At 54.0% G+C, this 11,952-nt stretch carries 13 protein-coding genes; 8 read left to right on the top strand and 5 right to left on the bottom strand.

Going from position 1 to position 11,952, the window contains the following annotated elements:
- Positions 1-9 precede the first annotated feature (9 nt).
- The 7 genes from IDH45_RS23600 to IDH45_RS23570 all read left to right on the top strand — a co-directional run bounded on the left by IDH45_RS23600 (position 10) and on the right by IDH45_RS23570 (position 4,315).
- A complete protein-coding gene (locus tag IDH45_RS23600; protein ID WP_190930597.1) occupies positions 10-804 on the top strand; it encodes an SDR family NAD(P)-dependent oxidoreductase in 795 nt (264 codons plus the stop codon).
- A gap of 13 nt (positions 805-817) precedes the next feature.
- On the top strand, positions 818-1,480 hold the full coding sequence (locus IDH45_RS23595) for a cyclase family protein (RefSeq protein WP_190930596.1): 663 nt from the start codon (positions 818-820) through the stop codon (positions 1,478-1,480).
- Positions 1,481-1,482: 2 nt separating this feature from the next.
- Entirely contained in the window at positions 1,483-1,695 is a 213-nt protein-coding gene (locus tag IDH45_RS23590) for a hypothetical protein (RefSeq protein WP_190930595.1), read from the top strand.
- Positions 1,695-2,081, top strand: coding sequence for a D-ribose pyranase (gene rbsD, locus IDH45_RS23585; RefSeq protein WP_190930594.1), 387 nt, complete (start codon positions 1,695-1,697; stop codon positions 2,079-2,081). The genes IDH45_RS23590 and rbsD overlap by 1 nt, the downstream gene beginning before the upstream one ends.
- 33 nt (positions 2,082-2,114) lie before the next feature.
- A complete protein-coding gene (locus IDH45_RS23580) occupies positions 2,115-2,888 on the top strand; it encodes an SDR family NAD(P)-dependent oxidoreductase (protein WP_190930593.1) in 774 nt (257 codons plus the stop codon).
- A 114-nt stretch (positions 2,889-3,002) separates the two neighbouring features.
- Positions 3,003-3,473, top strand: a complete 471-nt coding sequence (locus tag IDH45_RS23575; protein WP_190930592.1) for a hypothetical protein — start codon at positions 3,003-3,005, stop codon at positions 3,471-3,473.
- Positions 3,474-3,673: 200 nt separating this feature from the next.
- Positions 3,674-4,315, top strand: a complete 642-nt coding sequence (locus IDH45_RS23570) for an SGNH/GDSL hydrolase family protein (protein WP_190930591.1) — start codon at positions 3,674-3,676, stop codon at positions 4,313-4,315.
- 959 nt (positions 4,316-5,274) lie between these two features.
- On the opposite strand, the gene IDH45_RS23565 is transcribed toward IDH45_RS23570, so the two are convergent.
- The 5 genes from IDH45_RS23565 to IDH45_RS23545 form a co-directional block, all read right to left on the bottom strand.
- Positions 5,275-6,180: a fumarylacetoacetate hydrolase family protein gene (locus tag IDH45_RS23565; protein WP_190930590.1), complete on the bottom strand. Its 906-nt coding sequence runs from the start codon at positions 6,178-6,180 to the stop codon at positions 5,275-5,277.
- Positions 6,181-6,203: 23 nt separating this feature from the next.
- Positions 6,204-7,013: a LutC/YkgG family protein gene (locus IDH45_RS23560; RefSeq protein WP_190930589.1), complete on the bottom strand. Its 810-nt coding sequence runs from the start codon at positions 7,011-7,013 to the stop codon at positions 6,204-6,206.
- Entirely contained in the window at positions 7,010-8,581 is a 1,572-nt protein-coding gene (locus IDH45_RS23555; protein ID WP_190930588.1) for a LutB/LldF family L-lactate oxidation iron-sulfur protein, read from the bottom strand. The genes IDH45_RS23560 and IDH45_RS23555 overlap by 4 nt, the downstream gene beginning before the upstream one ends.
- Complete coding sequence (locus IDH45_RS23550) at positions 8,578-9,309, bottom strand: (Fe-S)-binding protein (protein WP_190930587.1); 732 nt, start codon at positions 9,307-9,309, stop codon at positions 8,578-8,580. The genes IDH45_RS23555 and IDH45_RS23550 overlap by 4 nt, the downstream gene beginning before the upstream one ends.
- A 984-nt stretch (positions 9,310-10,293) precedes the next feature.
- On the bottom strand, positions 10,294-11,025 hold the full coding sequence (locus IDH45_RS23545; RefSeq protein WP_190930586.1) for a stalk domain-containing protein: 732 nt from the start codon (positions 11,023-11,025) through the stop codon (positions 10,294-10,296).
- A gap of 120 nt (positions 11,026-11,145) precedes the next feature.
- Here IDH45_RS23545 and IDH45_RS23540 point away from each other — a divergent pair.
- On the top strand, positions 11,146-11,952 hold an 807-nt coding region (locus IDH45_RS23540; protein WP_190930585.1), incomplete at its 3' end, for a hypothetical protein.

Here is an 11,952-nt window from a genome sequence, read left to right as displayed (position 1 = left end):
AGCGTTCAAATGAAACGATTGAGTAACAAAGTCGCGCTGGTAACGGGAGGAAGCCGCGGCATCGGCGAGGCGGTCGTCATCCGGCTGGCGGAGGAAGGCGCGAATGTCGCTGTGAATTATACATCGGAACGGTCGCGTGAACTGGCCGAGAAGGTGAAGGAGCAGGCCGAGACGCTCGGCGTCAAAGCGATGGTCGTCCGGGCGGACGTAGGTGTCAAGGAACAGGTGGAGGCCATGTTCGATCAGATCGAGAACGAGCTGGGGCACGTCGATATTTTGGTCAACAACGCCGGGATCGCTCCGTTCGAGCCGTTTTTGAAAATCAAGGAAGAAACGTGGGACCGCACGTATAATACGAACGTCAAATCGATCTTTTTGTGCTCCCAGCGGGCGGCGGCCGGTATGACCGAGAGACGTTACGGCAAAATCGTCAACGTGCTGTCGACCGCCAGCCTGATGGTGACCAGTCCGGTCATTCCGCATTACCAGTCGTCCAAAGCGGCGGCGCACATGTTGACGAAAGGCATGGCTATCGAGCTTGGCCGGTATAACATCAACGTTAATGCAGTCGGGCCGAGCACGGTCGACACGGATATGTGCACCGACTTTTTGGCCGACCCGGAAATCCGGCGTAAAGAGGTGGAGGCGAATCCGATGAAACGGCTCGGGACGGCCAGACAGATCGGCGATGCGGTCGTTTTCCTCGCCTCGGATGAAGCGATGCAGGTGAACGGGCATTTGCTGATGGTGGACGGCGGTCTTACCGTAAAAGCTGCGCAGCCAGACGACCATATGGACCGTTAAAGGAGGCAGCGCTATGCGAATCGGTAAAATGGTGGATTTGTCGCAGGAGCTGTACCATAACAGCCCGGTTCTCCCCGAGTTCGAGCCGCCGAAGTTGGAGTACTTGCTAATCGGCGCGCGGGACGGCTGGACGCTGGAAAAACTTACGATGAACTTGCACTCGGGTACGCATATGGACGCGCCGGCGCATCTGGGCGATTTCTCCAAAACGCTGGACCAGTACCCGGTTGACGAGTTTCAAGGCCCGGCGCTGTTCATTCCGCTGAACGGAAAGCAGTCGGGAGAGCCGATTACGGCGGCGGATCTGGAGCCGTATACGGAGCGGATGAACGAGGAGACCGTTGTGCTTCTGTATACAGGTTGGGGAGAGAAAAGAAGCTGGTCGAAGGAATGGGTATTCGGCTCTCCTTACGTCTCGAACGAGGCGGCCCGTCTACTGGTCCGGCATCAAGTCCGCGGGGTCGGCATTGATCATTTCAGCATCGGCGGCACGGGGGACGAGAACCGGGAGACGCATCGGCTGCTGCTCGGGGCGGATATTTGGGTCGCGGAAGGACTGCAATTGGACGAACCGGAGCTCGCGGCAGGTAACTGGCACGTATTCGCAATGCCGGTCAAAATCAGGGACAGCAGTGGCGCGCCCGCCCGGGTCGTCGCGTTCCGAATGGAGGAATGAAGATGGCGGGATGGCTCCGCTGGGAATATTGCGATACCGATACAAGCGCCAAGCTGAACGAGCTGGGTTTGGACGGCTGGGAGCTTGTAGGGGTGACGGCTGTGGATGGCAAGGAGCGGTTTTATTTGAAGCGGCCGCTCCCTTCCTTACGCGAACAAATTACGCTGGATCAGCGGAACCACGTTTTGGCCGTATCGGAAGGGGAGAGGAAGTGATGAAACGAGGCGGCATCTTAAACCCCGTGCTTAGCCGCATATTGGCGGAGACCGGTCATACCGACATGCTTACGGTATGCGACCGCGGCTTCCCCGTCCCCCCGGGGCCGGAGCGCCTCGATCTGGCGCTGGTCGACGATATCCCGACGGTTGTGGATGTGTTGACGGCCGTGGACAAAGAGTTCGTGATCGATCGGATCATCGTCACGGAAGAGATGATCGAGGCGAGTCCGGAACGTTACGAGCTGCTGAAGCGGCAATTTCCGCAGATTGCGATGATGGCCGTACCCCATGTTACCTTTAAACGGCTATGTCCCGAATCCCGTGCGGTGATCCGGACAGGAGATTGCACGCCGTACGCGAATATTATTCTTGTATCGGGATAACGCATTTTTATGGGAACGGAAGGAGAACTTACGATGAGACTGCATCAGAAAGTATGTGTAATTACCGGAGCGGGCTCCGGCATCGGTCAGGAGACGGCGCTGCTGTTCGGCCGCGAGCAGGCGATCGTCGTCGTCGCGGATATTGATCTCGAGAAAGCCAAGGAGACGACCGGACTTATCGAAGCGGCGGGCGGACAGGCTGTATCGCTGCACGCGGACGTCACCGATCCTGCCTCCGCGAAGGGGATGATCGATGAGACGATACGGTTGTACGGCCGGATCGACGTATTGTTCAACAACGCCGGCATAAGCGGCGTCGGCATGCTGCACGAAATCGAACCGGAAGCCTGGGACCGGGTCATGAGCGTCAATATCAAGGGCGTCTACCTGGCTTCGAAGTATGCGCTTCCTCCTATGATGGAGCAGAAGTCCGGCTCAATCATCAACATGTCGTCTTGCATCGCCGAGATCGGCCTGGCGCGCAGAGCTTCGTACGCCGCTACCAAGGGAGCGGTGCTGTCGCTGACGAAATCGATGCAGGTCGACTATGCCCCGTACGGCATCCGGATTAACGCCCTGCTGCCCGGCACGATTATGACGCCGTTCGTCGAGAACTATTTGAAGACGTCCTACGACGACCCCGAAGCCGCGATCGAATCGCTGAAGAAGCGGCAGCTGAGCGGCGATCTGGGCAGACCGGCCGACGTGGCGAACGCCGCGTTGTTTCTCGCTTCCGACGAATCGAAATTTATGATGGGCTCCCCGCTGTATATCGACGGAGGGGTCGTCTTTGGTAAAAACGCTTAATCGGCGGGAGCAATGATTTTGACCCTTTTCATCATTTACAAAGTGTCCCGAGTGGAATAAAATGGATGGGTAAGTTCGTCCGAAGCATCCATTACGCAAACCGGAGGATACCGAGTGAAAAGATGGATTTTCGCTTTCTTGGCGGTCTCGTGCAGTGCGGTTGTCTTGTGGATCGGCATGTCGGTTGCCGGAGGCTCGTCTAAGGATAAGATCCGGTTCGCTTTGTATAAAGCCGAACGAACGACGGATGCGGAAGGCAGACGTACACTCGTTCAGGGAGACCGGGTGCTTAATGAGGCCAACACCGCTTCATACCGGTGGAACGGGTCTGAACTGAAGATCTCCGAGAAAACGCTGTTTGACGTGCTCAGCGGTCACAGGATGAATCAAGGTTTTGTACTGGCGATCGAAGGCAAGCCAGGTTATTACTTCGAGCTGTGGAGCTTGCTCTCCTCGGCGATCCCCGATCCGGAGACGATCACGGTGTATTCGGTCCTTCATGCGGAATCCGCTGGGGAAGTTACGGTTTACAGCAAGGACATGCTGGCCCGGGCCAACAAGGAACGGAAGAGGCTGCTGGAATGATCAGGGGCGGCTGAACGTTTCAATGCCCGGATGGCGTGTCCTGCTTCTGCTCGCGCTCGGGTTCCGGTCGGGATAATCTCATCGGTCTGAATCCGGATCGCAAGTTTGTACAGCAGCTTAGACAAGACATCGAGCTCGTATTTCGCGGATTTATCGGGTATGAATACCGGAAAAAATGAGAAGGCGGAGGGGCAATCGAGATGGAGCTGCAGATCAAGCAAGGAGACACTGTACTTTTTCAGGGAGACAGCATCACCGACGCGGGGCGCAATAAAGAGGCGTCCGCCGATCTGGGGAGAGGTTATGCGCTGATGACGGCTGCGTTGTTCGCGGCCGCTTATCCGGAGCTGCAGGTCCGATTTCTGAACCGGGGAATCAGCGGCAACCGCGCGAAAGATCTCGTCGGCCGCTGGGACGCCGACTGCATCGAACTGCGTCCGGCCTGGGTGTCGATCTACATCGGCATCAACGATACATGGAGACGTTACGACCGGGGCGATGAAACATCCGCGGAGCAATTCGAGAAGGAGTATCGCCAATTGCTCACTCGTACCAAAGAAGAGCTGGGAGCCGGCATCATCATGGTCGAGCCGTTCGTGCTGCCCGTACCGGAGGACCGGAAAAAGTGGCGCGAAGATTTGGACCCGAAAATCGACGTCGTCCGGCACCTGGCCCGCGAATTCGGCGCGAAGCTCGTTCCGCTGGACGGTTTGTTCGCTCAGGCGTCCACATCGGCCACGCCTTCGTATTGGGCGCCGGACGGCGTTCACCCGTCGCCCGCCGGCCACGCTCTGATCGCCAAAGCTTGGCTGAAGGCGGTCGGCGCAGCGGCTGCGCTGTAAGAACGGTAGTTGGCTGGTTGTTACTGGCTGCTTGTGCTGGTTACTGTTGCTAGTTACTGGTCACTGGTTACTGGTTGCAAGTTACAAGTTACAACTTACAAGTTGCTGGTACTGGTTGCTGGTTTACTAGTTATTGGTTAGAGTTTGCTAGTCGCTGGTTACTAGTTACTACCGGTCCCGGGCTTCACGAGCTTGGGTAGCTGACGTGTGACGCGGCACCGCGAGCCGGGAGTCGTGTGGGCGGAGAGGATGAGGAAGGAGCCGCCGAATAAGAGCGGTTTGTACCTTCTATTTTGTCTGAAACCCGCGTGAGCAAGGAAATAAGAGCGGTTTTTAGCTTCTATTTTCGCTAAATGGTGCTGACTTAACCATTCGATTGGAAATAAGAGGTACAAACCGCCTTTATTCACATTCGCCTTCCCATTTTGCCGTAAATAGAGGCTGCAAATGACTGTTATTTGTTTGTTGAGTCGAAGCGGGTACCTCGGATTGGCAATATTTAACTCGACATTTTGCAGAAGAGCGGAAGTGTGGTTTCCGCTATTGCGGCAAAAGTCGCGAATTTCACAGGATAGCGGAACTATGGTTTCCGCTATTTTTGCTTTCTTGGGGGATAGGGGCGGATGTGAGTGAAATAGAGGAATAAAATGTTCCGCTAAACGCTGATTTCCGGCTCCACCCAACAGATAACGGAAGTAAATCTTCCGCTAGACCGCGCCCGCACCCGCAAACCGCAAACCGCAAAACACCTAAACGACTAAACCACTAAACGGCTAACCATTTAACCATTTAACCATTAAACCATTGAACCGCTAAACCACTAATCCGCTAGCCCGCTAGAAACTTTATCGACAGCGTTGGAGGTCGAGTTGTTCCCATATGGCCCCTAATTTCTTATATTGCTCGGCCGATTTAAAGAATAAGCCCGCCCTTTTTTTTAGGGGCGGGCTTGCTCTCCATCAAGCTTCGTTCACGAACCGGTTGGTCAGCGTTCCGAGCCTCTCGATCTCGACGGTTACGACGTCTCCGTCCTTGAGCCATACTTGCTGGTCTTCGGGCAGTCCGAGCACGACACCTTCCGGAGTTCCGGTCAGAATGATGTCACCGGGGTGCAGCGTCATATGCTGCGAGATGTAGCTGACGATTTCGTCGACGTAGAAGATCATATCCGACGTATTGGAATGCTGACGCACCTCACCGTTAAGCGTCAGCTTGATCTCCAGTTGATTCGGGTCACCGACCTCGTCGGCCGTCACCAGATAAGGGCCGAGCGGGCTGAAGCCGTCGCAGCTTTTGCCAAGCAGCCATTGCTGGGTCCGCAGTTGCAAATCGCGGGCGGATACGTCGTTGACCGCGCAGTAGCCGAATACATGGTTCAGCGCCGCTTCTTTGGATACGTATTTGGCAGGCGATCCGATGACGATGACCAGTTCCGCCTCGTAATCGACTTTGGACGATACTTTCGGCAATGGAACGTCGCCCAGGTGTCCGTTCAGCGTATTGTTGAACTTGTTGAACAAGATCGGGTATTGCGGGATCGGGGCGTTCGTCTCTTCCGCATGCTTGCGGTAGTTCAGGCCGACGCATATGATTTTGCCCGGATTCGGCACGCAGGGACCGAAGACGAGATCGGAAGGTGCAGCCCATACGGCCGCTTTCGTTTCGGCGGGCTGTTCAGACAGCCGGGCAGCATAGGCGGACAGCTTCCCGATCGCGGTCGTGCCGCCTGCGATCGCCTCCTCCGTTGTACGGGGCACTGCCGAGTCCGGCAGCAAGCCGAGTGCTTTATCGAGCTGCAGAATGCCTTCGTTTGTCGCTATTCCGAGCTGCGGGCCCGTTTCCGTTTGAATCGTTACCAATTTCATAGGTTCGTTCATTTCCTTTCCGGTTAGGTTTCGAGAATGACGGCGTACACGCTGCCCGGGCCGTGAATGCCGATCGTCAGATCGTTCTCGATGTCGGCGCTGCGGCTCGGACCGGTAATCAGGTTGATCGACGACGGCATGGCGGCTGCTTCCGGATAATCGCGGCGGATCGCTTCGAACGCTTCGCCCATTCGTGTAACGATCCGGTCGGCAGGGACGACGGCGAGTAGCGTGTCCGTCAGCAGACTGACGGAACGGCCGCGTCCACCGTGCGCCAGCAGCACGAGCGTGCCGGTGTTCGCGATCGCGTAATCGGCCCACACGATGCCGAGCCGGCACCGCTCGGTCGCGCGCAGCAGCGGGCTGCGCGCAATCCATGCGCTGCCGGGAGCCGCGCCTGTTTCGGCGTCGGCGTCAGCTGCGCCATCGGCGCGCCACGGCACGACGGCGATGCCATCCGCGGCCAGCGCGTCGTCCAGCGGCAGCGCGGCAAGATCGGGGTGATCCCAGCGGGACACCCGATCGATGCCGCGCTCCGCGCAGACGCGCCGCGCACATGCGGGCACGGCATCGGCCGCATCCGCCGCGCGCGCGGTCCAGACGGTGCCGGTGAGCGCCGACCAGTTCGCCGAGAACTGGTCGATCCGCTCCTGCACCGTAGTGCGCCGCGCCGCGTACGGCTCCGGCACGCCCGTGACGAGCCGCTCGGGCGGTGTTGTCATCGGCGCGGAGCGCCCGAGCTTGCTGGCGATATTGCGCATGAAATCTTCTCGGCCGGAGATCGTTCCGGCTGCACCTGGGCCCGTATGCGAATGGTTATCGGCTTGGCTCATGTTCGTCCCTCCTCTTTGCTGGTGCCGCCCGGCTGCGACGATTGCGACGGATTCGACGGGACTTGCCCGTTCGATCCGGCTCCACCCGATGCTTCCGGCCGGTTTGGCGTACGGCTCATCTCCTGCTGCAGCTGCGCCCATCGGTCGCGGAACGACTGCTTCGACTTCATGCGCAGGAAACGCGACTGCGTCCAGCCCGCCAACGGACCGGGCGCCCGGCGGATCGACCCTTCGCGAAGGAGCGGCTGCTGCATCCAATACGCGGCTTTGCCGGCCATTTTGTATAACGTGATGTTGCCAAAAGTCGTGGCGTACGTTTTGAAGGCGATTCGCTCTGCGACCGGGGTCATTTTCAGCTTCACTTTGCGGTGCCTCAGCTGGACCAGCATATCGTGGAGCGGAATTTTGACCGGGCACGCCTCGTAGCACGCTCCGCACAAGCTGGACGCGTACGACAACTCGCCGGCTTCCTTGTAGTCCTGCTGCAGCAGCGGAGTCAGCACCGCTCCGATCGGTCCGCTGTATACAGAGCCGTACGTATGACCGCCGACGTGTTTGTAGACGGGACATACGTTCAGGCAGGCCGCGCAGCGGATGCAGTGCAGCACTTCCTGAAACTGCGGGTCGCCGAGCTGGGACGACCGCCCGTTGTCTAGCACGAGAACGTGCAGTTCCTCCGGTCCGTCCAGATCGCCTTCTCTCCTCGGGCCGGTGACGAACGAGGTGTAAGTGGTGAGCTTTTGCCCTGTGGCACTCCGGGCCAGCAGATTCAGCATCACTTCAACGTCGGCGAACGTTGGAACGAGCCGTTCCATCCCCATGACGACAACGTGGATTTTCGGGATCGTCGATACCATCCGCGCGTTGCCCTCGTTGGATACCAGCGTAACGGTACCGCTCTCGGCTATGCCGAAGTTGCAGCCGGTCAGTCCGATGTCGGCCTCCAGAAAAATATTCCGCAGCTTGTGGCGGGCATAATCGGCGAGCGGCTTCGTCTCCGCCGGGAACTTCTCCCCGGAATGATCGGAGAACAGGTCGGCGATTTGCTGCTTGTTTTTATGAATAGCCGGGATGATCAAGTGGGACGGCGTTTCTTTCGCGAGCTGCAGGATGTACTCGCCCAGATCGGTTTCGACCGCTTCGATGCCGATCTCCTCGAGCCGGTGGTTCAGATGAATTTCTTCGGACACCATCGACTTGCCTTTGGCGACCAGCTTCGCTTCCGCTTTCCGGGCGATATCGAGAAACGTCCGGACGGCATCTTCCCCGCTCCGGCAAAAATGCACATGGCCGCCGGTTTTGACGACATTGTCCGAGAATTGGGTCAAATAGTAATCCAGGTGCGACACGACATGCTCGCGGATCGCCCGGCCTCGTTCGCGCCACATCTCCCAGTCCCCGAAATCGTCCATCGCTTTCAGACGTCCCGTCTTCAGCTTATCTGTCGTAAACGCGACCGCCTTGCGCAGAAATTCGTCGCCCAGTGCGATTTCGGTCCGCTTTTTTAAACCGCTGCCGATTTTGGCCAATTCGTCCGCTTGTTCGTTGTGCTGTGCCGTTCCACTCATCGGGCCGTTCCTCCTTGCTCCAGCAGTTGAGCCAGATGCATTACGCGTACCGGCTTGCCTTCCTTATTAAGCCGCCCGTCGATATTCATCAGACAGCCCATATCCGTGCCGACGAGTACTTCGGCGCCGGTCGCCAGGACGTTTTTCGCTTTCTCGCATACCATGGCTTCGGACATGTCCGCCATCTTGACCGCGAACGTACCGCCGAATCCGCAGCAGTCTTCGCAGTGGGGCAGATCGACAAGCTCCATCCCGCGCACGTGCTCCATTAGTTGTCCCGGTTCGGAACGGATGCCAAGCAGTCTCATCGCATGACAAGAAGGGTGATACGTCACTTTACCGGCGAAGGACGCCCCCACATCGGTAACCCCGAGCACCTTCACGAGAAATTGCGAAAACTCGTACGTTTTGGCGATAATCGCCTCGGCCTTCGCTTTCCATTCCGGCTCGTCACGGAACAAGTCCGGGTAATAATGATGAATCATCCCGGTGCAGGAGCCGGATGGGGAGACGACGTAATCGCTATGCTCGAAGGCGCTGATCCATTGCCGGGCGACGACGCGCGCTTCGTCCTGATAGCCGCTGTTGAACGCCGGCTGCCCGCAGCAAGTCTGAAGCTCGGGGAAATCCACCTCGCACCCGTATTTGTGGAGCAGTCTGACAACGCTTTCGCCAACTTCGGGGTACATCATGTCGGCCAGACACGTAATAAATAACGACACTTTCATAAGGCTGGTTGCCTCGCTTTCAAATAGTCTCGTAACTGGTACCGTTCTGAAACGTTATGAACTGGTTAAAACAGACAAATGGACGAGCTCCAATGTTTTTTTACTGTTCTTATTATCAGGTTATCAGACAAGTGGAAGCTTGAAAAGGGGGAACAGGCAAAAAACTAATATTTTTTAACCGCACAAGGTGGAACAGCCGCCGATTGACCGAGCATCACACGCAGGATGTGGCACGTGGTGCGGAAAAGACGTTTTCTTGCAGGACGGAGAAGCGGATGTGACGCGGGCCAGGAGGAGGAGGGAAAAGATCAAAGAGGGAACAGACAAAAAACTAATTTTTTCCTGCACAGAGTGGAACGGCCACCGATTGACCGGACATCACACGCAGGGAGTGGCACGAGGCGCGGAAAAGACTTTTTTGCAGGACAGAGGAGCGGATGTGACGCGGGCCGAGAGGAGGAGATCCAGCATTTTAAAGGAAAGACCGGTTTTCAGTCCGCTTACGGAATTGTGTTCAAACGAAAAGCTTCCCTAAATCGGAGCTGCAACCCATGTCCGAATGTATCCGACATGGGTGAGGAGGGGCAACTGTTTAAGCTGAAAATCGGATTACTGCATGCTGCTGGGAGTTGAATGAGGATATCTGTAACACATCCCTAGAAATAAGAGCTGTTATCAGCTCTTAATTTTCTGATACTGTGCATATGGGGGCAAATAAGAGATGTTTGCGACTTCTAAAACTAGCTTTTTTGGCTGCAGACCGTCCAAACCGAGCATTTAAGCACTCCAAACATCTCTTATTGCGTCCAAAATAGAAGATTTCGAGGAAATAAGCGCTGCAAACATCACTTATCGTACACGCATGCATGAAGGATGTTCCCTCTGAGAGCTGCTAGTTTTGATGATAGTGGAGTATTCGTTGCTTTTATTCCGAGTCGAGTGTCTGACAATAGTTCAGGATCCACGCTGCCGGCTGGACTCCAATCATTCTACATGAATTACCAGATTACTCGTTAAATCCAAAGGCTTTCCATCTATCGAGTTCCCGAACTTTACATGAATTGTGTACCGGCCTTTTTCTAAATACCAGGGGTTTTTGAAGTTGGCTTCAAACAATGCCGGATCTTCAATACCGCTTCTAATGTAGTTTAATCCTTTAATAAGATCCCATGAAAAAGCGGAGGTGTACATCGTTTTTTTTGTTATCATTTCTTCAAAGAAGTATAGATCGTTCCGGTCTGACCCCAAATTGCCTTGCGAGTCTTCAATGCCAAACGTAAGGAGCGGGGAACCGTGACCGATAACAGCATCTTCTTCTCCCGTATAAAGGAATGTCCCCCATACATCTATTAGTTCGCCATATTTATAACTCTTTTTGCCGGAATGGATATAAAGTGAGTAGACTCCCTGACTACTCATGGAGCTGATCTCTGATTTTTTATGTTCATACGTAGGGGTGTTGATTTTGATTGTCCTATTTTTTTCGTCATAGCTGACGATTCCTCCGGCTTGTTCAAATAAATCTCTTACCGGCAAGTAGGCTTTTCCTCCATAGTTTAACATAGGACTTGTCGTTGAAAATGTCAGCTGTTTGTTATTAACGGTGACATCAGCAGGAAATAACGTAGTTTCAATAACGTTAGAAGTTTCGGCTGAATTTTGGGTTGAAAGCATTGACAGTGTAACAAGAGAGAATATCAGTATTGCTTTTCTCATAAGCCACCTCATTTCTACTTTTTGTATAATTAATTATAGCACATTTACATTAAACCTAGAATATGGTATTTTTTAGTTGTGGTTAAATACCATAATATAACAAAGTAGGAGGTAATTATATTGAGAAGAAACATTTTCAGGATTTCGGCAGTTTTGTTGCTTACAGGTGCTATCATGTCACAAGGTAGTTTAGTATTCTCAGAGAAGTCTAATCCACAAGATACGACACCTGCTGCGTTAACGGAAAAAGATCTAGAGGCGGTAGAAAACACCATGCGATTCAAGAAAAATTTCTTTTTAGAAGTGGATGAAGCCAATGTAAAAGGAATAATTGTAGAGGAGAAGTATAGTCCCCAAGCATTAAAGTACCTCGGTGTGCATCTTACTGAGGCGGAGTTTGAAGAAATTAAAAAAAGAAAATCCATTATTAATAAAGCCAAAACAGTGGCTGCAACAATTGATAAGGAATCGTTCGGAGGGATGTATTATGATCATGAAAAAAATAAGCTATTTATTGGATTAGTGCCTAATGAAAAGATAGATACTTTAACTGATGCTTTTTTACACGAAGCTCCTGACAGATCCAGATTGAACTTTTATACGGTAAATAATTCGTATGAAGAACTCATCAATAAAAGACCTATAATTGATAGATTTCTTCTTGAGAACAATGTACCTGCTTCTTTTTCCGCTTTATCTGTCCCAAGCAATAAAATACAAGTGGCATTCGAGTCGGAAGATCTTATTCGCAAATATGAATCTCTCTTCGACAAACGATATATTGAATTAGTAAAGGGAGAAAAGAACTATGTCACAAAACTAAATCGGACGACCTATTATGGTGGCACAAGAAGTCAAGACAGATTTTTTAGATTTTTAAGGTGTGAAAAGATGCACAAGCTTTATTCCATATACAGTAGGAATGCC

This window comes from Paenibacillus oceani (assembly GCF_014705615.1).
GTDB lineage: Bacteria > Bacillota > Bacilli > Paenibacillales > NBRC-103111 > Paenibacillus_AB > Paenibacillus_AB oceani.
The sequence above is the reverse complement of the archived record's forward strand: the minus strand, read 5'-3'. Positions and strand labels throughout refer to the sequence as shown.